This is a genomic window from Pseudomonas sp. AC070 (assembly GCF_979258635.1).
Genome location: NZ_OZ409871.1, coordinates 2,213,513 through 2,235,035 on the forward strand (window position 1 = coordinate 2,213,513; position 21,523 = coordinate 2,235,035).

A 21,523-nucleotide genomic window follows, 5' to 3' on the forward strand; every position below is an offset into this window, starting at 1 on the left:
GTTGCAACTACCAAAGCTAAACGCCGGACGTAGTTGATAAGAAAGGCCGTTCCCCACAAGGGAACGGCCTTTTTTTTTAACGCAGGTTTTATTAAACCTTCAACACCAACTTGCCGAAATTCTCACCGCTGAACAACTTCAGCAGCGTCTCAGGGAAAGTTTCCAGACCGTCGACGATATCCTCTTTGCTTTTCAACTTCCCGGCGGCCATCCAGCCGCCCATTTCTTTAGCGGCATCGGCGAACTGGTTGGCGTAGTCCATGACCACGAAGCCTTCCATGCGGGCACGGTTGACCAGCAGCGAAAGGTAGTTGGCCGGGCCTTTGACGTTTTCTTTGTTGTTGTACTGACTTATCGCGCCGCAAATCACGATGCGCGCTTTCGGCGCGATGCGGGTCAGCACGGCGTCCAGAATGTCGCCGCCGACGTTGTCGAAGTACACGTCCACGCCCTTGGGGCATTCGCGTTTCAGGCCGGCGTGCAGGTCTTCGTTTTTGTAGTCGATAACGCCGTCAAAGCCGAGTTCGTCTTTCAGCAATTTGCACTTCTCGGCGCCGCCAGCGATGCCGACCACACGGCAGCCTTTGATTTTGGCGATTTGGCCGACCACGCTACCCACGGCACCGGCGGCACCGGAAATCACTACGGTGTCGCCTTCTTTTGGCTGGCCAACGTCGAGGAACGCGAAGTAGGCGGTCATGCCCGTCATGCCCAATGCCGAAAGGTACAGCGGCAGGGGCGCGCGGTTAGGGTCTACCGGGTAGAAACCCTTGGGCTCGCCGAGGAAATAGTCCTGCACGCCCAGTGCGCCGTTCACGTAGGTGCCGACCGGGAATTTGTCGTTTTGCGAGGCGATCACTTTGCCCACGCCCAGCGCGCGCATCACTTCGCCAATGCCCACCGGCGGAATGTACGACTTGGCGTCGTTCATCCAGCCGCGCATGGCCGGGTCCAGAGACAGGTATTCGTTTTTCACCAGAATCTGACCAGGGCCGGGCTCGCCGACTGCGTTTTCCACATAGCTGAACGTGTCGCGGCTAGGCAGGCCCACGGGACGTTGGGCGAGCAGGAATTGGCGATTGAGTTGGGTGGTCATGGCATTCACTCGTGGCAGGGAAACAGTGGTGATAGACCTCCGTCGGCCCAAGGGCAAGGTTTGATCGTTAGCGGAATGCAGGCTTATCCATCTGCTAAATGTTCGGCCGCCGTGCTTTATCACTGCGCTGGATTACGGCTACTCGCGGCCTTAAATAGTGCTGACGCGCGGTGCGTGGGGCTGGCTAGACTTGCCAGCCATAACAATTCGATACCACTAAAGAGGGATAAGGGAATGGGCATGACTTTCTCCGGCCAGGTTGCTCTGGTCACCGGCGGTGCCAACGGCATTGGCCGAGCCACAGCGCAGGCTTACGCGGCCGAAGGCCTGAAAGTAGTGGTGTCGGATGTGGACGTGGCGGGCGGCGAAGGCACGGTGCAGTTGATTCGCGAGGGAGGCGGTGACGCCACGTTTATCCGCTGCGACGTAACCAAAGACGCGGAAGTACAAGCGCTGATGGCCGGTGTGGTCGAGGCATATGGCCGTTTGGATTACGCCTTCAATAACGCCGGCATCGAGATCGAAAAAGGCCGTGTGGCCGAAGGCAACGAAGCCGAGTTCGACGCGATCATGGGCGTCAACGTCAAAGGCGTGTGGCTGTGCATGAAGTACGAGCTGCCGTTGATCATGGCGCAAGGTGGCGGCGCAATCGTCAACACCGCCTCGGTGGCAGGCCTTGGCGCTGCGCCGAAGATGAGCATTTACGCGGCCTCGAAACACGCCGTGATCGGCCTGACCAAATCGGCAGCGATTGAATATGCGAAGAAGAAAATTCGCGTGAACGCCGTGTGTCCGGCCGTGATCGACACCGACATGTACCGCCGCGCCCACGAGGCCGATCCGACCAAAGCCAACTTTGTGGCCGCCATGCACCCGGTCGGCCGTATCGGCAAGGTTGAGGAAATTGCCGCCGCGGTGATGTACCTGTGCAGCGACAACGCCGCGTTCACCACGGGTCATTCGTTAGCGGTGGATGGTGGGTCGACTGCTATTTGATTGGGGTTTGATTAATCGCGGTTAATCACACTCGCGAATGACCGCAAATCCGTAGGAGCGAGCTTGCTCGCGAAGCTTGTGAGGGTTAAGAGCTTCGCGAGCAAGCTCGCTCCTACAACGGCTCAGGTGGCCGGCCTAAACCAACGCCCGATACTGCAATTCAAACCCCAGCTCACACGACTCCCCCTGCGCCAACAACCGCAACCCCGGCCGCCCTGGCAGGTGGTGCGCGTTCACCGGATGGCTCACCGGCTCAACGCAAAAGAACGGTTTATCGAGCGGGCAAAACAGCAGAAAGAATTCGCTGCCCGTCGCCTGCATTTCCAATTCATAGCCGGCATCCGCCTGGCTGATCAACGCGCGACCATCCCAGCCGGTAAAGCCGTTATCCACCAGCTCGTTCGGTAGCGAGGCGCCGTCGCGGAAATTCCACGCTGGCGGCAGCTCAGTCAGTTCGGTCGGCAACCGTCCTTCATCACACAGCCATACCTGGTCTGCATGAATCTGTAAGCGCGTGCTCGCCGTGCGCGGCAGATATGGATGCAAACCCAGGCCATGCCAACACGGCTGTTCGGCCAGGTGCGTGACGTGCAGCTGAATGCTCAGGCGTCCGCCACCCAGACGAATACGTTGTTCGGCGCGGTAGGCGAACGGCACGCTGCTGTCCAGCCGCAGCACCAGATTCGATGGACCGTGTTCCACCACCTGCCACGCTTGCTGCCAGGCGCTGCCGTGAATCGGTAAGGGATCGTTGGCCGCATTCGGCTCCAACGCCAGCCAGCCTTGCGGGCAATCGAAGCCACCGTTGCTGATGCGGTTGGACCAGGGCGCCAATGGGTAGCAGCCGAGTTGCCGGGGACCTTCGATATCCGCCGGGCATGGGCGCAGCAGGTCGAGCTGATCGCTCAGGCGCTTCCAGGCCACCAGGCTGCCGCCAATGGAAGGGGCTATGGTGAGGCGGGTGAGGGTGTCTTCGATACTGACCAGATCGCTAGCATTCATGGGGTCATCAGCCTGTAGGGAAGGGCGCACGTCGCTGTACGCATTGGTGTCGTTATGCCGCAGATTTGCCGCGTTTGCAGGGGTGTCATCGTACAACCGCTGGGATATGATGGCCGCCTGCCCGTTAGCCGAGAAAGACCTTCGACATGGAAATCCCAAGCCCCCAGCCACGTGTGCGCCGCAAGCATCGCAGCCTCGCTCAAGAGTTGGTGACCGAGTTGTCGCAGCAAATTCGCGATGGCTTGATCAAGCGGGGTGAGAAGCTGCCCACCGAGTCGGCAATCATGGAAGCGCAGGGCGTCAGCCGTACCGTGGTGCGCGAAGCACTGTCGCGTTTGCAGGCTTCGGGTCTGGTGGAAACCCGTCACGGCATCGGCACCTTTGTACTCGACACCCCAAGCCCCAGTGGCTTTCGCATTGACCCGGCGACCATCGTCACCCTGCGCGACGTGTTGGCCATTCTTGAATTTCGTATCAGCCTGGAAGTGGAGTCGGCTGGCCTGGCGGCGCAGCGTCGCACCGATGCGCAGCTGCAAGCCATGCGTGAAGTGCTCGATGCCTTGCGTGAAAGCGCGGCTCATTCGGGCGATGCGGTGGCCTCGGATTTCCAGTTCCACCTGCTGATCGCCGAAGCCACCGGCAACCGTTATTTCACCGACATCATGAGCCACCTGGGTACCAGCATTATTCCGCGTACGCGGATTAATTCGGCGCGCCTGGCCCATGATGATCAGCGCCATTACATGGCCCGTCTTGAACGTGAGCACGAGCAGATTTTCGAAGCCATTGCCCGCCAGGATTCCGATGCCGCCCGCGCTGCTGTGCGCCTGCACCTGACCAATAGCCGCGAGCGGCTGCGTCAGGCTCACGAAGCTGCCCAGGCCGGCCAGGAATAAGCGGCCTCAGCCACGCCGCGGACCGCTGCGCCGGTAGGTCAGCAGCACAATGCCACTCACCACAATCAGCCCACCGATAATCTGTCCGGGGCTGAGCAACTGCCCCAGAATCAGCCAGCCAAACACCAGGCTGGCCACCGGTTCGACGTTCATCACGGGCGCATTGCGCGCCATGTCCAGGCGCGTCATGCAGATGAACAGCGTGGAAAACGCGACGCCATAGAGCACTACCAAACACGCCAGCGCGACCCAGCCGACCGGCGCCGATGGCAAGCCGAGACCGCCCGGCATCACGCCGCTGACGCCGGCAATGGCCACGCTGGAAAACACGATGAGCATGGTCAACATGCTGCGCACGGTGCCAACCATGCCGGCGAGTTTGTGGTCGGTAATCCACAGCGCGACGGCGAACACCATGGCCGCGCCAATGCCGAACAGCACGCCTTCAACCCACTCGATACCGTCGTCCACGCCTTTGAGCCGCGAAGGCACATCCAGCGCGAACACCAGGCCAAACAGAATCACGCCCATCAGCAACATGGCGCGCGGGGTCGGGCGTGCGCCGCCCAGCGCCCAGGTGAGCAGCACCAACAGAATGGGCGCGATGTTGACGATCAACAGCGCCAGTGCCACCGGAATACGCGCCACGGTCGAATACACGCAAAAGCTTTGCGTGGCGATCAACAGCCCCAACACCAACTGCCACGGCCAGGTGCCGGCCGGCAGCTTCAACGAATCACGCCGCCACCACACCAACCCCGCCAGCACCAACGTGGTCACGCCTGAGCGACAGAGAATTGCCAACAACAAGCCGGTGTCGTGATCGAAGGCGATGCGCGCGGCGATGTGGTTACCGGCGAAGCTGCTGGCCAGCAGGGCCAGAATCAGCACGGCGATATGACGGGGGAAGAGGGCGGAACTAGGCATGACCATCCTTATAAAAAAGGCCGCACCTAAGAAAACGGATGCGGCCAATGCTGCTTAAAACAAAAGGATCCATTCGGAACCGAGGGTCACTGTAGGAGCGGCTTTAGCCGCGAGCTTTTGAGGGTCAAGAGCATCGCGGCTAAAGCCGCTCCTACAGGACGTACGTTCGGGTTAGAGCACCACGCTCGGGAGCCACAGAGAGATGGCCGGAATGTAAGTAACGGCGATCAACACAGCGAACAGCGCAGCGTAGAAAGGCAGCAGCGCCTTCACGGTGGATTCGATACTGACCTTGCCCACCGCAGCCCCGACAAACAGCACCGCACCCACCGGTGGCGTAATCAAACCGATCCCCAGGTTCACCAGCATGATCATGCCGAAGTGCACCGGGTCGACGCCGATACCGGTTACCACGGGCAGCAGAATCGGGGTGAGGATCAGGATCAGCGGCGCCATGTCCATGACGGTGCCGAGCATCAGCAGCATCACGTTGATGCACATAAGGATCACGTAACGGTTGTCTGACAGGGTCAGGAACGCGGTGGTGATCTTGGTCGGAATTTCCATCAGTGTGAGGATGTAACCGAAGCTGGCGGCGAAGCCGATCAGGATCATCACAATGGAAATGGTCCGGCCAGCGCGGTGCATCAGTTTCGGCAGATCGCGCCATTTGTAGTCGCGGTAGATGAACATGGTCACGAAGAACGACCACAGCACCGCAATGGCAGCGGACTCGGTTGCGGTGAACACGCCCGACAGAATGCCGCCGAGGATGATGACCATGGCCATCAGGCCCCACAGCGCTTCAACGGCAATTTTAATGGCCTGGCGCAGCGGGATCACTTCGCCTTTGGGGTAGTTGCGCTTACGGGCGAACACCATGCACAGCACCATCATCACGGCACTGAGCAGCAGGCCCGGACCGATACCGGCAATGAACAGCGAGGCAATGGATACCGAACCACCGGCGGCCAGCGAGTAGAGCACCGAGTTGTGGCTTGGCGGCGTCAACAGCGCTTGTACCGAACCGCTGACGGTTACGGCGGTGGAGTATTCGCGCGGGTAGCCGGCTTTTTCCATTTCCGGAATCAGCACCGAACCCACCGACGCGGTGTCCGCTACCGACGAGCCGGAGATGGCGCCAAAGAAGGTCGAGGCCATGATGTTGACCAACGACAGACCGCCGCGCACAAAGCCGACGCATACGCCTGCCAGTGCCACCAGGCGCCGGGACATGCCGCCCTCGGCCATGATCGCGCCCGCCAACACAAAGAACGGAATGGCCAGCAGGGAGAATTTGTTCACGCCGCCTGCGACCTGAATCATCAGGGCATCGAACGGAATATCGATCCAGAAAGCGCCAATCAGTGCCGACAGGCCCAAGGCGTACGCCACCGGCATGCCGATCATGATCAGCACAACAAAACTGCCGAGCAGTATGAGCGCGTCCATTATTTGGCCTCCATCGGTTCTTCAACGTCATAGCTCATGACGCGACGCTTGCTCTGGTCACCCAGGAAGAGTTTTTCCAAGACAAAAATCAGTGTGATCACGCCGCCAATTGGAATCGGCAGGTAGGAGATGCCAACGCGCAACGCGGGCATTTCACCCAGAAACTGGTTCCAGGTACCGGCGCACAGCTTGGCGCCCTTGGTGATCATGAAGACGCAGATGAGCGCCATCAGCAGCTGCACCACAACCGACAACACCTGACGCGCAGCCGGTGGCATGCGGTCGGTGGCCATGTTTACAGCCATGTGGGCGCCGGCGCGGTAGCTGGCGGCGGCGCCGAAAAAGGTAAACACCACCATCAACAAGATGGCCGTGGGCTCAGGCCAGCTGGAACCGCTGCCAAGCACGTAGCGGGCAAAGATGCCCCAGGGAATAATCAGAGTCATGACCAGAATCGACAGCCCGGCAATGCCGATGCAGAGTCGATACAGCTGGTCATTAATGCTCAACAGCGTGTTTCTCATGGGACTTCACCAGCAGCGTTGTCAGGGTGAGGGAGTGTTTCTGTTTTGTTGAATTGCGATTGCGTAAAAACGTAGCGAGCGAAGGTTAGGCAAGGCGCAAAAGACAGGTGGCTGTAGCCAATGAGCATTTTTGAATCTGTCTTTAACGCCGCCTAACCGAGCGCAGTAGTTTTTTACTTGACGGCTTCGATGCGTTTGATCAGCTCGGCGTATGGCGCACCGTATTGCGCACGTACTGGCGCGGTGGCATCCACGAACTCTTTCTTCTCAGCGTCTGTCAGGGTGATGAATTCCACGCCGGCGGCTTTCAGTTTGGCTTCGCTGCTGGCGGATTTTTCATCCCACAGTTTGCGTTCTTCGAACTGCGCTTCGCGGGCCAGTTTTTTCACCAGGGCTTGCTGCTCGGGGGAGAGCTTTTCCCAGGTGGTTTTCGAGATCACTACCGGCTCCGGCAGAATCAAGTGGCCGGTCAGGGTGTAGAACTTGGCGTTCTGGTAGTGGTTGTGTTCAAGCATGGTTGGCGGGTTGTTTTCTGCACCATCGATTACGCCGGTTTGCAGCGCGGTGAAGATTTCGCCGGTGGCCATGGCAATGCCGTTACCGCCCATGGCGTTGATGGTGTCGATAAACAGCGGGTTGCCTTGTACGCGAATTTTCATGCCTTTGAGGTCGGCCATTTTGCGTACCGGCTTCTTGGTGTAGAGGTTACGGGTGCCGCCATCCATCCAGGCCAAGGCCACCAGGTTGAAGTCAGAGTTGGTGATTTTGTCGAGGATTTCCTGGCCAACTGGGCCGTCGATCACGGCGCGCATGTGGGCCTGGTCGCGGAAGATAAACGGCATGTTAAAAACGTTCACATCCGGCACTACCGGGCCAACGATGCCCAGGCTTACGCGGGTCATCTGAATGGCACCGAGCTGTACCTGTTCAACCACTTCCTTTTCCGAACCCAACACACCGCCTGCGAACATTTTGAAGGTGATTTCGCCACCCGATTGTTCTTCGAGCTTTTTGCCCATGGCTTGCTCGGCCACGACCGGTGGGTAACCGGTAGGGTGCACTTCGGCGAATTTGATGTTCAGGGCGTGGGCGCTGCTGGACAGGCAAAACACCAGGGGCAGGGCGGCGGTCAGCAAGGTACGTTTGAAGTTCATCGTAAAGCTCCGGTTTTGTTTTTGTTTGCGGGTGGCTTGGGTGACGCTTTTTTATCGGCACGCAGGTGTTGTTCAACGGGCGAACAACGGTTCCTCCAGACCTTTTACCCCGGGCTGCAGGGCGAACACGCCACCGGCCAATGGCTGGTCGCTGAGGTCGCCGCCGGGGCGGATGGAGGTGACGAACAAGGTGTCCAGCCCGGCGCCGCCAAAGGCGCACATGGCCGGTTTTTTCACCGGTACAGCGAGGGAACGGTCGAGCTTGCCCTCGGGGGTGAAACGGTGCACCAGGCCGGCATCGTTGCCGCAAATCCAGTAGCAGCCGTCGGCGTCTACAGCGGCGCCATCGGGGCGGCCCAGGTGCTGATTCATGTCGACGAACAGGCGACGGTTATGCGGTGTGCCGCTGTCGATGTCGTAATCGAAGGCCCAGATTTTCTGCACGCTGGGGTGTGAATCGGAGAGGTACATGGTGCGCCCGTCCGGGCTGAAGCCCAGGCCGTTGGGCACGATGAAATCGGTGAGCTGGGCGGTCAGTGGTGCGGTTTGTTCAGCGCTGTAGCGATATAAGGCGCCAACCGGTGCACCGGCCGCCATGTCGAGCAACATGGTGCCGGCCCAGAAGCGACCTTGGCGGTCGCAGCGGCCGTCGTTGAAACGCATGTCGGCGTGGGCGTGTTTGACCGCCGCGAGCGGGCTGCTGGCGAGGCTGCCGTTGTCTTTGGCGCTCAGGCGAAACAGGCCGCTTTGCATGCCGGCAATCCAGCTGCCGTCTACATGGCGGGCTATGCAGGCGAGCATCTCCGGCGCTTGCCAACTGGTGCTCTGGCCATCGCTGGCAGCCCAGCGATGCAGGCGTTGGGCGGGAATATCCACCCAGTACAGGGCTTGTTCGGCCACGCTCCACACCGGGCTTTCGCCGGTGGCATGGCGGGCGTCGACAATCAGTTCAGCTTCCATGACAGCGCATTCTCTTGTGTTGTTTTTATGAGAACAGCTACAGCGGTAGAGCGGGGCGGGTCAGTCGTCGCCGAATGGGCCAGCCGCTACGAACGCACCGCCTTGGTAAACCATCGCCGGGTCATCAGCGGCCGGCATTGGCTGCGCCTCGACTTTGGCGCGGAATACTTCCGAGCTGTCTTTGGGCTCGAAGCCCAAGTGGCTGGCCAGGCGGTTGTCCCACCATTGCGTGGCGTTGGCCGAGGCGCCGTAAACCACGGTGTGGCCGACGTTAGGCGTGTACAGCGCGCGTTCAAGCAATTGGGTGAGGTCGTTGAAGCTCAGCCAGGTGTGCATCATTCGGCGGTTCTGCGGCTCCGGGAATGAGGAGCCGATGCGGATGCTCACGGTTTCGATGCCGTAGCGATCGAAGTAAAAGCTGGCCATGTCTTCGCCGTAGGATTTGGACAAACCGTAGTAGCTGTCCGGGCGGCGAGGGGAGGCGGCGTCGAGCTTCTCGTCTTGCTTATAGAAGCCGATCACGTGGTTCGAGCTGGCGAAGATCACGCGCTTCACGCCATGGCGGCGAGCCGCTTCATAAATGTGGAACACGCCGCAAATGTTCGGGCCGACGATTTCTTCGAACGGGCGCTCAACCGACACACCGCCGAAATGCAGAATGGCATCGACGCCTTCAACCAGATCGTGCACGGCTTGTTTGTCGGCGAGGTCGCAGCGCCGCACTTCTTCATGCTCGCCAGCGGCCGGGGCCATGTCGGCGATGTCGGAAAGGCGCAGCACCTTGGTGTAAGGACGCAGGGTTTCGCGCAGCACTTTGCCCAGGCCGCCAGCGGCACCGGTGAGTAGAAGGCGATTGAAGGGAGTTGGAGTGGTCATGACTGGTCCCTGAAATTCTTGTGTTTGTTTTTATGGGTTTGTTCGTTCGGATAACAGACCCAGGGGAGGTGCGCTGTTATCGGTTGTCGTATGACTTGGGCTCGATTATCAACAGCCCCCGTAAAGTTTGTCAACGCGACTTAGGTAGAAAATTCCTCACCTCGGTTGCTCGTTAGACTACACAAACGCTCAGCGGGAAAAGCGACCGACGAGTCACGTGCCTTTGGTAGTAACCCTTCTAGGTCAATGGCTACAGCCGAGTAGAGGGCGCCTTTCTAGGCTAAGGCAGCGAACGTTTCCTATACCAGTACGCCTATAGTCGTAGATGAGCGGCTAAGAAAAGAGGATGACAGTCTCAACAGTTGTACGATAACGTAACTCTGCGTTTGCGATTGATCCCGTTGTTTTCGTTTTGCATCAGGGCAATCGGTCTGCCACGCCTTAATCCACTACGCGCTTTACAGGGTGTTCGAATAATGAATCCACAAGAACTGAAGTCCATCCTCTCTTCCGGCCTGCTGTCTTTCCCAGTGACTGACTTCGACGCGGCTGGCGATTTCAACCCCGAATCCTATATCCGTCGCCTGGAATGGCTGGGGCCATACGGTGCGTCGGCCTTGTTCGCAGCAGGTGGTACCGGCGAGTTCTTTTCGCTGACCAACCGCGAATATTCCTCCGTTATCAAAACCGCAGTAGACACCTGCGCCGGCAGCGTGCCGATTCTGGCTGGCGTCGGTGGTCCGACTCGCCAAGCCATCGAGATGGCGCAAGAAGCTGAGCGCCTGGGCGCCAAAGGCCTGCTGTTGCTGCCGCACTACCTGACCGAAGCCAGCCAAGACGGCGTGGCCCTGCACGTTGAGCAAGTGTGCAAGTCGGTAAAAATTGGCGTGGTGGTTTACAACCGTAACGTCTGCCGCCTGACGCCAGCGCTGCTGGAACAACTGGCCGAGCGTTGCCCGAACCTGATCGGCTACAAAGACGGCTTGGGCGACATCGAACTGATGGTCTCGATCCGTCGTCGCCTCGGTGACCGCTTCAGCTACCTCGGTGGCCTGCCGACCGCAGAAGTGTATGCCGCTGCTTATAAAGCACTGGGCGTACCGGTTTATTCCTCGGCGGTGTTCAACTTCATCCCGAAAACGGCCATGGATTTCTACCACGCCATCGCCCGTGACGATCACGAAACCGTCGGCAAAATCATCGACGATTTCTTCCTGCCGTACCTCGACATCCGCAACAAGCGCGCCGGTTATGCCGTGAGCATCGTTAAAGCCGGTGCGAAGATTTCCGGTTACGACGCCGGCCCGGTTCGCGCACCGCTGACCGACCTGAGCAAAGACGAGTACGAACAACTCGCCGCTCTGATCCACGCCCAAGGCCCGCAATAAGTCGGGTTCAAAAACAGCCAGCCGCTCTCCAGCGGCTGCCGTTTCTTTAAAGGAGGCTTTCCTCGTGGCCAATCAACAACAGCGTTTCGACAACTACATCGGCGGCCAATGGGTGGCCGGTGCCAGCTACTCGAAAAACGTCAACCCGTCTGACCTTGCCGATGTCATCGGCGAATACGCCCAGGCCGACGCCGCCCAGGTAAACGAAGCCATTGAAGCGGCCCGCGCCGCGTTCCCGGCCTGGTCGATCTCCGGCATTCAAGCGCGCAGCGATTCGCTGGATAAAGTCGGCAGCGAAATTCTTGCTCGTCGTGAAGAGCTCGGCACGTTGTTGGCCCGTGAAGAGGGCAAGACCCTGCCCGAAGCCATCGGCGAAGTGACCCGCGCTGGCAACATCTTCAAATTCTTCGCCGGCGAATGCCTGCGTCAGGCCGGCGAAGTGCTGGCCTCGGTACGCCCTGGCGTATCGGTAGAAGTCACTCGCGAGCCTTTGGGCGTGGTCGGCCTGATTACCCCGTGGAACTTTCCCATCGCCATTCCGGCCTGGAAAGTGGCGCCGGCATTGGCCTATGGCAACTGCGTGGTGTTGAAACCGGCTGATCTGGTTCCGGGCTGCGCCTGGGCGATTGCCGAAATCATTTCCCGCGCCGGCTTCCCGGCTGGCGTGTTCAACCTGGTGATGGGCGCTGGCCGTGTGGTCGGTGAAACCATCGTGCAGAACAGCAAAGTGGACGGCATCAGCTTCACAGGTTCCGTGGGCGTGGGCCGTAACATTGCGGCTCAGTGCGTGGCCCGTGGCGCCAAAGTGCAGCTGGAGATGGGCGGCAAAAACCCGCAAATCATCCTCGACGACGCCGACCTCAAAGTGGCCGTGGAGCTGGCGGTTCAAAGCGCCTTCTATTCCACCGGCCAGCGTTGCACGGCGTCGAGCCGCTTGATCGTTACCGCCGGAATTCACGACAAGTTCGTCGAAGCCATGGCCGAGCGCATGAAGTCGATCAAAGTCGGTCACGCCCTGAAAGCCGGCACCGACATCGGCCCGGTGGTTTCCCAGGCGCAGCTCGACCAAGACATGAAGTACATCGGTATCGGTCAGGAAGAGGGCGCCCGTCTGGTGACTGGCGGCGGCTTGGTGACCTGCGACACCGAAGGCTACTTCCTGGCGCCAACGCTGTTTGCCGACAGCTCGGCCGAGATGCGTATCAGCCGCGAAGAAATCTTTGGCCCGGTGGCCAACGTGGTGAAAGTGGCGGATTACGAAGCAGCGCTGTCCATGGCCAACGACACCGAATTCGGTTTGTCGGCCGGTATCGCCACCACCTCGCTGAAGTACGCCAACCACTTCAAACGTCACGCCCAGGCCGGCATGGTGATGATCAACCTGCCTACCGCTGGCGTGGATTACCACGTGCCGTTCGGCGGCCGTAAAGGCTCGTCCTACGGTTCGCGCGAGCAAGGTCGCTACGCGGCCGAGTTCTACACCACCGTTAAAACTACCTACATCGGTTAATCGATTTGGGTACAGAGCAGGGCGGCGCAGGCTGCCCTTGCTCGAATTAAAAAATTCAGCCAGTCCCCGCATAAAAATAAATAGGGAAACGGTTATGAGCACAGCAAGCCCAGCGCAGGCGATCGCCAGCGCGCCCGTAATTACCGAGCTGCAAGTGGTTCCGGTCGCCGGCCACGACAGCATGCTGCTCAACCTGAGCGGCGCCCACGGTCCGTTCTTTACCCGCAACATCCTCATTCTCAAAGACAGCGCTGGCCATGTTGGCGTTGGCGAAGTGCCGGGCGGCGAGCGCATTCGCCAAACCCTGGAAGATGCCCGCAGCCTGCTGCTGGGGCAGTCCATCGGCAACTTCAACGGTTTACTCAACCAGGTTCGCAAGACCTTCGCTGACCGCGACAGCGGCGGCCGCGGCCTGCAAACCTTCGACCTGCGCATCACCATTCACGCCGTCACCGCGCTGGAGTCGGCACTGCTCGACTTGCTCGGCCAGTTCCTCGGCGTGCCGGTGGCGGCATTGCTCGGCGAAGGCCAGCAGCGCGACGCAGTGGAAATGCTCGGTTACCTGTTCTACATCGCCGACCGCAATAAAACCGACCTCGGCTACCGCAGCGAAGCCGACGCCGACGACGCCTGGTTTCGCGTGCGCAACCAAACCGCGCTCGACCCCGAAAGCATCGTGCGCCAAGCCGAAGCCGCCCATGCGCGCTATGGCTTCAATGACTTCAAACTCAAAGGCGGCGTGCAAACCGGCGCGGCCGAAGTGGAAGCGATTCGCGCCCTGGCCGAGCGCTTTCCCGATGCTCGCATCACCCTGGACCCCAACGGCGGCTGGTCGCTGAAAGAAGCGGTCAGCCTGTGCCGTGATCTGCACGGCGTGCTGGCCTATGCCGAAGACCCGTGCGGCGCCGAAAACGGTTTCTCCGGTCGTGAAGTAATGGCCGAGTTCCGCCGCGAAACCGGCCTGCTCACCGCCACCAATATGATCGCCACCGACTGGCGCCAGATGGGCCACTGCATTCAGTTGCAGTCGGTCGACATTCCGCTGGCCGACCCGCATTTCTGGACCATGCAAGGTTCCGTGCGCGTGGCGCAGATGTGCAACGACTGGGGCCTGACCTGGGGTTCGCATTCCAACAACCACTTCGATATTTCCCTGGCGATGTTTACCCACGTCGCCGCCGCCGCGCCGGGCAAAGTCACGGCCATCGACACCCACTGGATCTGGCAGGACGGCCAGCACCTGACCCGCAACCCGCTGAAAATCGAAGGCGGTCTGGTGCAGGTGCCGAAGACGCCGGGCCTGGGTGTCGAGCTGGATTGGGACGCGCTGGCCAAAGCCAACGAGCTGTATCAGGGCATGGGCCTCAACGCCCGCGATGATGCCGTGGCCATGCAGTTCCTGATTCCCAACTGGACCTTCGATAACAAGCGACCTTGCCTGGTGCGCTGATTGCGCGCCTCGCTCGAAAACAAAAAAACGTGGGAGCAACTTGCCATGCATGACACCAAACCGACTCGCGTGCGTTACCTGATTCTGCTGATGCTGTTTCTGGTCACCACCATCAACTATGCCGACCGCGCGACTATTTCCATCGCCGGCTCCAGCTTGCAGAAAGACCTCGGCATTGACGCCGTCACCCTCGGTTTTATCTTCTCCGCCTTTGGCTGGGCCTATGTGCTCGGGCAGATTCCCGGTGGCTGGTTGCTCGACCGTTTCGGCTCGAAAAAAGTGTATGCGGCCGGCATCTTCATCTGGTCGTTGTTCACCTTGCTGCAAGGCTTCGTCGGCGGTTTGCCGGTGGCCTGGGCAATCACTACCTTGTTCGTGCTGCGCTTTATGGTCGGCTTTGCCGAAGCGCCGTCGTTCCCTGGTAACGCGCGCATTGTGGCGGCCTGGTTTCCCACCGCCGAACGCGGCACGGCCTCGGCGATCTTCAACTCGGCGCAATACTTCGCCACCGCCTTGTTCGCCCCGATCATGGGCTGGATCGTGCACGCCATGGGCTGGGAGCACGTGTTCGTGGTCATGGGCGTGCTCGGCATCATCTTCTCCGGCATCTGGATGAAGACCATCTACAACCCTAAGGAACACCCGCGCATCAACCAGGCGGAAATCGACCACATCGAAAGCAACGGCGGCCTGGTCGACATGGACCAGACCCGCAAAAACGATGGCCCGCGCTGGGACTACATTCGCCAGCTGCTGACCAACCGCATGCTGCTCGGCGTATACCTGAGCCAGTACTGCATCAACGCCATTACCTACTTCTTCCTCACCTGGTTCCCCGTGTACCTGGTGCAGGAACGCGGCATGACCATTCTCAAAGCCGGCTTTATCGCCAGCCTGCCGGCCATCTGCGGCTTTATCGGTGGCGTGCTCGGCGGTTTGATCTCCGACTACCTGTTGCGCAAAGGCCATTCGCTGACCTTCGCCCGTAAACTGCCGATCGTCTGCGGCCTGACCTTGTCGACCACCATGGTGTTCTGCAACTACGTCGATGCGGACTGGATGGTGGTAGGGTTTATGACCCTGGCGTTCTTCGGCAAGGGGATCGGCGCATTGGGTTGGGCCGTAGTGGCCGACACCTCGCCAAAACAGATTGCCGGGTTGTCTGGCGGCCTGTTCAACACCTTCGGCAACATCGCCTCGATCACCACGCCCATCGTTATCGGCTACATCATCGCGGCCACTGGCTCGTTCAAATGGGCCCTGGTATTCGTCGGTGCCAACGCCGTGCTGGCGGTGTTCAGCTACCTGGTGATCGTCGGCAAGATTCAGCGCGTTGAACTCAAAGAGCCGCCTACCAGCGGTGGCGCTCAACGCAGCGCAGAACTCACACCAGCCCACTCCTGAGGAGCGAGTGTCATGCAGTTAATTGAACATTCCGACTCGCCGCGCTACATCCGTTTGCACGAGCTGGATAACGTGGTGATCGTCGTCAACGACCAAGGGGTGCCAGCCGGCACCACCTTCGCCGATGGCCTGACCACCCTTGAGCGCGTGCCGCAAAGCCACAAAATCACCCTCGAAGATATTCCCGAAGGCGGGCGCATCATTCGCTACGGGCAAACCATCGGTTACGCCTTGAAGCCGATCCCCCGTGGCAGTTGGGTACAGGAAGACCAACTGCGCATGCCCACCGCGCCGCCGCTGGACAGCTTGCCGCTGTCCACCGAAGTGCCAGCGCAGGCAGCGCCACTTGAGGGCTACACCTTCGAGGGCTACCGCAACGCCGACGGCACCGTGGGCACGCGCAATATTCTGGGCATCACCACCACCGTGCAGTGCGTGACCGGCGTGCTCGACCACGCGGTGAAACGCATCAAGGACGAGCTGCTGCCCAAGTACCCGAACGTCGACGACGTGGTGGCGCTGACCCACAGCTACGGCTGCGGCGTGGCCATTACCGCCACCGACGCGTACATCCCGATTCGCACCGTGCGCAACCTGGCGCGCAACCCCAACCTGGGCGGCGAAGCGCTGGTCATCAGCCTGGGCTGTGAAAAGCTGCAAGCCGGGCAGGTCATGCAGGAAAACGACCCATCGGTAGACCTCAGCGAACCCTGGCTCTACCGCCTGCAGGACTCCAGCCACGGCTTCACCGAAATGATCGAACAGATCATGAACCTGGCCGAAGTGCGCCTGAAAAAGCTCGACCAGCGCCGCCGCGAAACCGTGCCGGCCTCCGAGCTGATTCTGGGCATGCAATGCGGCGGCAGCGACGCCTTCTCCGGCATCACCGCCAACCCCGCATTGGGCTACGCCAGCGACCTGCTGCTGCGTGCCGGCGCCACCGTGATGTTTTCGGAGGTCACCGAAGTGCGCGACGCCATCTACCTGCTCACCTCCCGCGCGCAAACCAAAGAAGTGGCGCAGGAACTGGTGCGCGAAATGGACTGGTACGACCGTTACCTGGCCAAAGGCGAGGCCGACCGCAGTGCCAATACCACGCCGGGTAATAAGAAAGGCGGGCTGTCGAACATCGTTGAGAAGTCGTTGGGCTCCATCGTCAAATCGGGCAACAGCGCCATCAACGGCGTGCTTGGCCCAGGCGAGCGCTTCGAGAAAAAAGGCCTGATCTTTTGCGCGACGCCGGCCAGTGACTTCGTTTGCGGCACGCTGCAATTGGCCGCCGGCATGAACCTGCACGTGTTCACCACCGGGCGCGGCACGCCGTACGGCTTGGCCATGGCGCCGGTAGTCAAAGTGTCGACCCGCACCGAGCTGGCCCAACGCTGGCCCGACCTCATCGACATCGACGCCGGCCGCATCGCCACCGGCCGGGCCAGCATCGAAGAACTGGGTTGGGAGCTGTTCCACTACTACCTGGATGTCGCCAGCGGCAAGAAAAAAACCTGGGCCGAGCAGCACAAACTGCACAACGACATTACCCTGTTCAACCCGGCGCCGATTACCTGAGGCCGGTTCGCTTTAGAAGCTTCGCGAGCAAGCTCGCTCCTACATTAGTTTCTGTAGGAGCGGCTTTAGCCGCGATTCCTGCAAACACCGGAGCCAAGCATGACCACCCAAAAGGTTCTCCAGGTCGGCCCGCTGACCGAGCGTTTCCAGCACAACCTCGCCGAGCGCTTCAACGTTACCGCGCTATGGCAACAACCCGACCCCAAGGCGTTTCTGCAAAGCCACGGCGCCGATTTCAAACTGCTCGCCACTTCAGCCCGCTTCGGCTGCTCCGCTGAGCAACTCGCGGCCTTGCCCAACCTGAAAGCCATCTGCAGCTTTGGCGTCGGTTACGACTCGATTGCCGTCGACGCTGCCCGCGACCGTGGCATCGCCATCAGCACCACGCCGGATGTACTCAACGATTGCGTGGCCGATTTGGCCATGGGCCTGATGATCGACACCTCGCGCAAACTCGCCGCGTCCGAGCGTTTCCTGCGCGCTGGCGGTTGGCTAAAGGGCAACTTCCCCTTGGCCCGTCGGGTGAGCGGCAAGCGCTTGGGCATTGTCGGCTTGGGGCGCATCGGCCAAGTAGTGGTCAAGCGCGCCAGCGGCTTCGACATGGACGTGCGTTACCACAACCGCTCGCCACTCAAAGACAGCCCGTACACCTATGAGGCCAGTTTGGTGGAGTTGGCGCGCTGGGCCGATTTTCTGGTGCTCACGTGTGTGGGCGGTGCGGCGACGCACCATATCGTCAATGCGCAGGTGCTGGAGGCGTTGGGGCCCAAAGGCATCGTCATCAACGTCGCCCGCGGTTCGGTGATCGACGAGCAGGCGCTGGTGACGGCGTTGCAAAACGGCACGCTGGGCGGAGCAGGGTTGGACGTATTCGAAGCCGAACCCAAGGTGCCGAAAGCGTTGCTGGAGATGGATAACGTCATGTTGCTGCCCCATGTTGGCAGCGCCACGGAAGAAACCCGTTTGCAGATGGAAGAATTGGTGCTGGCCAACTTGCAGGCCTTTGCTGAGCGCGGCGAGTTGCTGACGCCGCTGTGATGTTCGCGGGTTCGCCCGCCAACCGCGCCCCCGTCACAAGCGAGGGTGCGTTTCCCATAGAGCTGTTCGCTTCACCCCCAGGTGCGCCACGAGCGCACCTTTTTTATGACCGGGCGATTAGTCGAAGCGGTAGATGTCCATGCCCAGCGCGCCGAGGGTAAAGCCCTGATGCGCGATGCTGAACGCACCGCCGGCGCCACGGGCGAAATACAGCGGTAACAGATGCTCATCGCGTGGGTGACTGCGCACCGCAAACGGCGCCTGGCTGCGGTAATCCAGCAGGGCCGCTTCGTCATCCGCGGCGAGCCGCTCTACCATCCAGTCGCGGAACGCTTTAGCCCACGGCTCGATCACCTCCGGGCCGGCACGCCAATTCAGTTCGCCCAGGTTGTGGGTGATGCTGCCGGAGCCAATCAGCAACACGCCTTGCTCGCGCAAGCTCGCCAGCGCGCGGCCAACCTTGTGCTGGAACGCTGGGCCGAGGCGGGTAGGGATGGATACCTGCGCCACCGGAATATCGGCATCGGGGTACATCAACAGCAGCGGCACCCACACGCCGTGGTCGAACACGCGGGTGGCATCCAATTGGGCCGGGAGGTCGGCGGCCAGCAATAAATCGCACGCGGCTTTGGCCACATCGGGCGCGCCGGGCGCCGGGTATTGCACGGCGTAGAGCTCAGGCGGGAAGCCGCCGAAGTCGTGCCAGGTGTCCGGTTGTGGATTGCTATTAACCAGCAACTGATTGGTTTCCCAGTGCGCCGAAACCACCAGAATCGCCTTCGGACGCGGCAACTCAGCCGCCAGCCGTGCCAACGCCGGCCCGCTGGCGCCGGGCTCCAGCGCGAGCATGGGCGAGCCGTGGGAGATAAACAGACTGGGCAACGACATGGTTGAGTCCTCGATAAACATGGGCGCATCTTCGAGCTTGGATCTATCGAAAACCAGTATAAAATTTCGAGCACTTTGATCGAAAAAGCGAGGCAATCCATGCAGCCCGACTTCTGGCTACGACGCTGGCAAAACAACCAGATCGGCTTCCACGCCGCCACCGCCAACCCGTACTTGCAGCAGTACTGGCCGCAACTGAACGTAGCGGCCGGCGCGCAGGTGTTGGTGCCGTTGTGTGGCAAAAGTCTGGACCTGATGTGGCTGGCGGGGCAGGGCTTGCGGGTACTCGGCGTGGAATTGGTCGAGCAGGCGGTGCAAGACTTCTTCAGCGAACAGCAGCTACGGCCGCAGGTGCGTGAGCATGGCGCGTTTCGCATCTACCAGGCAGGGAATGTAGAGCTGTGGTGCGGCGACATCTTCGCCCTGACCGCCGACGACGTGCGCGACTGCACCGCTCTGTACGACCGCGCCGCCTTGATCGCCTTCCCACCGGCCATGCGCGCAGCCTATGCGCAGCACCTAACCCGCATCGTGCCGAGTGGCTGCCAGGGTTTGCTGGTCAGCCTCGACTACGAACAAAGCCAAATGGACGGACCGCCATTTTCGGTGCCTGATGCCGACGTGCAGATGTTGCTCAGTGACTGGCAGCCGCAGCTGCTGCACATCGAAAACGGCTTGCAGGCCGCAGAGAACTGGAAGTTTTTGCAGCGCGGGTTAAGCCGGCTGGATGAGCGGGTGTATCGCTTGCGGCATCGCTAAGAGCATCGCGGCTAAAGCCGCTCCCACAGAAGCGTGCTTTTACTGTGGGAGCGGCTTTAGCCGCGATGCTGTTGGCTTTGATTTTGACGCCGCAGCGCAAATCAAGATTGAGCGAGCTAGAGCAGGGCAAGGCAAAAACGGCTTTTCAAGCGCAGTGGGCTGAAGCCCATGAGCATTGGAAAGTCGTTTTTAACGCAGCCATGCCGACGCGCAGCCAATCGTTTAGTACCGCCCATAAAAAAGCCCCGGTTAAACCGAGGCTTTGAATTTGGCTCCACGACCTGGACTCGAACCAGGGACCCAATGATTAACAGTCATTTGCTCTACCAACTGAGCTATCGCGGAACAGCTGCCTTGCGGCAACGGTGCGTATCCTACTGATTCAAAAAGGGAAGTCAAGCCTGCGCAAGCTTCCCTAGGTGGTTTTTCAGAGGACGGCGGCGATGGCCTGGGTCACGGCGTTGAGGTTGCTTTTGTTCAACGCCGCCACGCAAATGCGGCCGGTGCTCACGGCGTAAATGCCGAATTCGCTTTTCAAACGTTCAACCTGTTCGGCGGTAAGGCCGGAGTAGCTGAACATGCCGCGTTGCTGTGCCACGAAGCTGAAGTCGCGCTTGGCGCCCAGGGCAGCCAGTTGCTCAACCATGGCCACGCGCATGTCACGAATACGGCTGCGCATTTCGCCCAGTTCTTCTTCCCACAATGCGCGCAGTTCCGGGCTGTTGAGCACGGAGGCAACCACGGTGGCGCCGTGGGTTGGCGGGTTGGAGTAGTTGGTGCGGATGACGCGTTTGACCTGCGACAGCACCTTGGCGGCTTGTTCTTTCGACTCGGTGACGATCGACAACGCGCCTACACGCTCGCCGTACAGCGAGAACGATTTGGAGAACGAGCTTGAAACGAAGAAGGTCAGCCCCGATTTAGCGAACAGGCGAACGGCGGCGGCGTCTTCTTCAATGCCATCGCCGAAACCCTGGTAAGCGATGTCGAGGAACGGCACGTGCTCGCGCTCTTTCAAGACGTCGAGAATGCTCAGCCAATCGTCAGTGCCCAGGTCCACACCGGTCGGGTTGTGGCAGCAGGCGTGCAGCACCACCACGGAACGGGCGGGCAGGGCTTTGAGGTCTTCGAGCAGACCGGCACGGTTCACGCCATGGGTGCTGGCGTCGTAGTAGCGGTAGTTCTGCACCGGGAAGCCAGCGGATTCGAACAGCGCGCGGTGGTTTTCCCAGCTCGGGTCGCTGATGGCGACCACGGCGTTTGGCAGCAGACGCTTGATGAAGTCAGCGCCGATTTTCAGCGCACCGGTGCCGCCCAATGCTTGAGTAGTGACCACACGGCCTTCGGCAAGCAGCGCCGAGTCGGCGCCAAAAATCAGGGTTTGCACGGCCTGGTCGTAGGCAGCGATGCCTTCGATCGGCAGGTAGCCGCGCGGTGCGTGTGCCGCAATACGCGCCTGTTCAGCCTGGGCCACGGCACGCAACAACGGAATGCGGCCCTCTTCGTTGCAGTACACACCCACGCCAAGGTTTACCTTGGTGGTGCGGGTGTCGGCGTTGAATGCTTCATTGAGACCAAGGATAGGGTCACGCGGAGCCATTTCGACGGCAGAGAACAAACTCATGATGCGGGAGCTC

Annotated in this window: 20 protein-coding genes and 1 tRNA gene; 10 read left to right on the forward strand and 11 right to left on the reverse strand. The window is 60.4% G+C overall.

Annotated elements, in window-relative coordinates:
• Positions 1–91 precede the first annotated feature (91 nt).
• Positions 92–1,096 (reverse strand): NADP-dependent oxidoreductase, encoded by a 1,005-nt coding sequence (locus ACZZ0Q_RS09990; protein WP_463539124.1) that lies wholly within the window; start codon positions 1,094–1,096, stop codon positions 92–94.
• A gap of 234 nt (positions 1,097–1,330) precedes the next feature.
• Between ACZZ0Q_RS09990 and ACZZ0Q_RS09995 the strand changes: the two genes are divergently transcribed.
• The gene (locus ACZZ0Q_RS09995) at positions 1,331–2,092 is read left to right on the forward strand and encodes an SDR family oxidoreductase (protein ID WP_463539123.1); all 762 of its coding nucleotides are present in this window, start codon (positions 1,331–1,333) and stop codon (positions 2,090–2,092) included.
• Positions 2,093–2,227: 135 nt separating this feature from the next.
• On the opposite strand, the gene ACZZ0Q_RS10000 is transcribed toward ACZZ0Q_RS09995, so the two are convergent.
• Complete coding sequence (locus ACZZ0Q_RS10000; protein WP_463539122.1) at positions 2,228–3,094, reverse strand: aldose 1-epimerase; 867 nt, start codon at positions 3,092–3,094, stop codon at positions 2,228–2,230.
• Positions 3,095–3,240: 146 nt separating this feature from the next.
• On the opposite strand from ACZZ0Q_RS10000, the gene ACZZ0Q_RS10005 reads away from it, so the two are divergent.
• Positions 3,241–3,990, forward strand: a complete 750-nt coding sequence (locus ACZZ0Q_RS10005) for a FadR/GntR family transcriptional regulator (RefSeq protein ID WP_122450813.1) — start codon at positions 3,241–3,243, stop codon at positions 3,988–3,990.
• Between the two features lie 6 nt (positions 3,991–3,996).
• Here the strand turns inward: ACZZ0Q_RS10005 and ACZZ0Q_RS10010 are convergent, their stop codons facing one another.
• The 6 genes from ACZZ0Q_RS10010 to ACZZ0Q_RS10035 form a co-directional block, all read right to left on the reverse strand.
• Positions 3,997–4,917, reverse strand: coding sequence for an EamA family transporter (locus tag ACZZ0Q_RS10010; protein WP_463539121.1), 921 nt, complete (start codon positions 4,915–4,917; stop codon positions 3,997–3,999).
• A 171-nt stretch (positions 4,918–5,088) separates the two neighbouring features.
• Positions 5,089–6,369: a TRAP transporter large permease gene (locus ACZZ0Q_RS10015; RefSeq protein ID WP_463382919.1), complete on the reverse strand. Its 1,281-nt coding sequence runs from the start codon at positions 6,367–6,369 to the stop codon at positions 5,089–5,091.
• Positions 6,369–6,893, reverse strand: a complete 525-nt coding sequence (locus tag ACZZ0Q_RS10020; protein WP_463539120.1) for a TRAP transporter small permease — start codon at positions 6,891–6,893, stop codon at positions 6,369–6,371. Before ACZZ0Q_RS10020 ends, ACZZ0Q_RS10015 begins: the two co-directional genes overlap by 1 nt.
• Before the next feature lie 173 nt (positions 6,894–7,066).
• Entirely contained in the window at positions 7,067–8,047 is a 981-nt protein-coding gene (locus ACZZ0Q_RS10025) for a TRAP transporter substrate-binding protein (RefSeq protein ID WP_463382917.1), read from the reverse strand.
• Between the two features lie 72 nt (positions 8,048–8,119).
• Positions 8,120–9,007, reverse strand: a complete 888-nt coding sequence (locus ACZZ0Q_RS10030; protein ID WP_463539119.1) for a glucurono-1,5-lactonase — start codon at positions 9,005–9,007, stop codon at positions 8,120–8,122.
• Positions 9,008–9,067: 60 nt separating this feature from the next.
• Positions 9,068–9,883 (reverse strand): NAD-dependent epimerase/dehydratase family protein, encoded by an 816-nt coding sequence (locus tag ACZZ0Q_RS10035; protein ID WP_463560521.1) that lies wholly within the window; start codon positions 9,881–9,883, stop codon positions 9,068–9,070.
• Between the two features lie 476 nt (positions 9,884–10,359).
• On the opposite strand from ACZZ0Q_RS10035, the gene kdgD reads away from it, so the two are divergent.
• From kdgD to ACZZ0Q_RS10065, 6 genes are all read left to right on the forward strand, one after another.
• Positions 10,360–11,271 (forward strand): 5-dehydro-4-deoxyglucarate dehydratase, encoded by a 912-nt coding sequence (gene kdgD, locus ACZZ0Q_RS10040; protein WP_122495564.1) that lies wholly within the window; start codon positions 10,360–10,362, stop codon positions 11,269–11,271.
• Positions 11,272–11,335: 64 nt separating this feature from the next.
• Positions 11,336–12,781 carry an aldehyde dehydrogenase family protein gene (locus ACZZ0Q_RS10045; RefSeq protein ID WP_463539118.1) on the forward strand — a complete coding sequence of 482 codons (1,446 nt, stop codon included), beginning with the start codon at positions 11,336–11,338 and terminating at the stop codon, positions 12,779–12,781.
• A 94-nt stretch (positions 12,782–12,875) separates the two neighbouring features.
• The gene (gene gudD, locus ACZZ0Q_RS10050) at positions 12,876–14,231 is read left to right on the forward strand and encodes a glucarate dehydratase (protein WP_463539117.1); all 1,356 of its coding nucleotides are present in this window, start codon (positions 12,876–12,878) and stop codon (positions 14,229–14,231) included.
• Entirely contained in the window at positions 14,232–15,635 is a 1,404-nt protein-coding gene (locus ACZZ0Q_RS10055) for an MFS transporter (protein WP_463560523.1), read from the forward strand.
• 12 nt (positions 15,636–15,647) lie between these two features.
• Positions 15,648–17,201, forward strand: a complete 1,554-nt coding sequence (gene garD, locus ACZZ0Q_RS10060; RefSeq protein ID WP_463560525.1) for a galactarate dehydratase — start codon at positions 15,648–15,650, stop codon at positions 17,199–17,201.
• 99 nt (positions 17,202–17,300) lie between these two features.
• Positions 17,301–18,239 carry a 2-hydroxyacid dehydrogenase gene (locus ACZZ0Q_RS10065; RefSeq protein WP_463539116.1) on the forward strand — a complete coding sequence of 313 codons (939 nt, stop codon included), beginning with the start codon at positions 17,301–17,303 and terminating at the stop codon, positions 18,237–18,239.
• Between the two features lie 117 nt (positions 18,240–18,356).
• Here ACZZ0Q_RS10065 and ACZZ0Q_RS10070 read toward each other — a convergent pair whose 3' ends face one another.
• Positions 18,357–19,127 (reverse strand): DODA-type extradiol aromatic ring-opening family dioxygenase, encoded by a 771-nt coding sequence (locus ACZZ0Q_RS10070; RefSeq protein WP_463539115.1) that lies wholly within the window; start codon positions 19,125–19,127, stop codon positions 18,357–18,359.
• Between the two features lie 99 nt (positions 19,128–19,226).
• Between ACZZ0Q_RS10070 and ACZZ0Q_RS10075 the strand changes: the two genes are divergently transcribed.
• The gene (locus ACZZ0Q_RS10075) at positions 19,227–19,886 is read left to right on the forward strand and encodes a thiopurine S-methyltransferase (RefSeq protein WP_463539114.1); all 660 of its coding nucleotides are present in this window, start codon (positions 19,227–19,229) and stop codon (positions 19,884–19,886) included.
• Between the two features lie 65 nt (positions 19,887–19,951).
• On the forward strand, positions 19,952–20,152 hold the full coding sequence (locus tag ACZZ0Q_RS10080) for a hypothetical protein (RefSeq protein WP_463539113.1): 201 nt from the start codon (positions 19,952–19,954) through the stop codon (positions 20,150–20,152).
• A 3-nt stretch (positions 20,153–20,155) separates the two neighbouring features.
• Here ACZZ0Q_RS10080 and ACZZ0Q_RS10085 read toward each other — a convergent pair.
• Positions 20,156–20,231, reverse strand: a tRNA-Asn gene (locus ACZZ0Q_RS10085).
• Between the two features lie 82 nt (positions 20,232–20,313).
• Positions 20,314–21,510 (reverse strand): amino acid aminotransferase, encoded by a 1,197-nt coding sequence (locus ACZZ0Q_RS10090; RefSeq protein WP_463539112.1) that lies wholly within the window; start codon positions 21,508–21,510, stop codon positions 20,314–20,316.
• Positions 21,511–21,523 lie beyond the last annotated feature (13 nt).

What these genes read in the sequence shown, in the direction of transcription:
- garD (WP_463560525.1), top strand. Translation starts at nt 15,648, where the DNA reads ATGCAGTTAATTGAACATTCCGACTCGCCGCGCTACATCCGTTTGCAC.
- kdgD (WP_122495564.1), top strand. Translation starts at nt 10,360, where the DNA reads ATGAATCCACAAGAACTGAAGTCCATCCTCTCTTCCGGCCTGCTGTCT.
- ACZZ0Q_RS10005 (WP_122450813.1), top strand. Translation starts at nt 3,241, where the DNA reads ATGGAAATCCCAAGCCCCCAGCCACGTGTGCGCCGCAAGCATCGCAGC.
- ACZZ0Q_RS10035 (WP_463560521.1), bottom strand. Translation starts at nt 9,883, where the DNA reads ATGACCACTCCAACTCCCTTCAATCGCCTTCTACTCACCGGTGCCGCT.
- ACZZ0Q_RS10090 (WP_463539112.1), bottom strand. Translation starts at nt 21,510, where the DNA reads ATGAGTTTGTTCTCTGCCGTCGAAATGGCTCCGCGTGACCCTATCCTT.
- ACZZ0Q_RS10075 (WP_463539114.1), top strand. Translation starts at nt 19,227, where the DNA reads ATGCAGCCCGACTTCTGGCTACGACGCTGGCAAAACAACCAGATCGGC.
- ACZZ0Q_RS10015 (WP_463382919.1), bottom strand. Translation starts at nt 6,369, where the DNA reads ATGGACGCGCTCATACTGCTCGGCAGTTTTGTTGTGCTGATCATGATC.
- gudD (WP_463539117.1), top strand. Translation starts at nt 12,876, where the DNA reads ATGAGCACAGCAAGCCCAGCGCAGGCGATCGCCAGCGCGCCCGTAATT.
- ACZZ0Q_RS10020 (WP_463539120.1), bottom strand. Translation starts at nt 6,893, where the DNA reads ATGAGAAACACGCTGTTGAGCATTAATGACCAGCTGTATCGACTCTGC.
- ACZZ0Q_RS09990 (WP_463539124.1), bottom strand. Translation starts at nt 1,096, where the DNA reads ATGACCACCCAACTCAATCGCCAATTCCTGCTCGCCCAACGTCCCGTG.
- ACZZ0Q_RS10030 (WP_463539119.1), bottom strand. Translation starts at nt 9,007, where the DNA reads ATGGAAGCTGAACTGATTGTCGACGCCCGCCATGCCACCGGCGAAAGC.
- ACZZ0Q_RS10065 (WP_463539116.1), top strand. Translation starts at nt 17,301, where the DNA reads ATGACCACCCAAAAGGTTCTCCAGGTCGGCCCGCTGACCGAGCGTTTC.
- ACZZ0Q_RS09995 (WP_463539123.1), top strand. Translation starts at nt 1,331, where the DNA reads ATGGGCATGACTTTCTCCGGCCAGGTTGCTCTGGTCACCGGCGGTGCC.
- ACZZ0Q_RS10025 (WP_463382917.1), bottom strand. Translation starts at nt 8,047, where the DNA reads ATGAACTTCAAACGTACCTTGCTGACCGCCGCCCTGCCCCTGGTGTTT.
- ACZZ0Q_RS10080 (WP_463539113.1), top strand. Translation starts at nt 19,952, where the DNA reads ATGCTGTTGGCTTTGATTTTGACGCCGCAGCGCAAATCAAGATTGAGC.
- ACZZ0Q_RS10000 (WP_463539122.1), bottom strand. Translation starts at nt 3,094, where the DNA reads ATGAATGCTAGCGATCTGGTCAGTATCGAAGACACCCTCACCCGCCTC.
- ACZZ0Q_RS10070 (WP_463539115.1), bottom strand. Translation starts at nt 19,127, where the DNA reads ATGTCGTTGCCCAGTCTGTTTATCTCCCACGGCTCGCCCATGCTCGCG.
- ACZZ0Q_RS10010 (WP_463539121.1), bottom strand. Translation starts at nt 4,917, where the DNA reads ATGCCTAGTTCCGCCCTCTTCCCCCGTCATATCGCCGTGCTGATTCTG.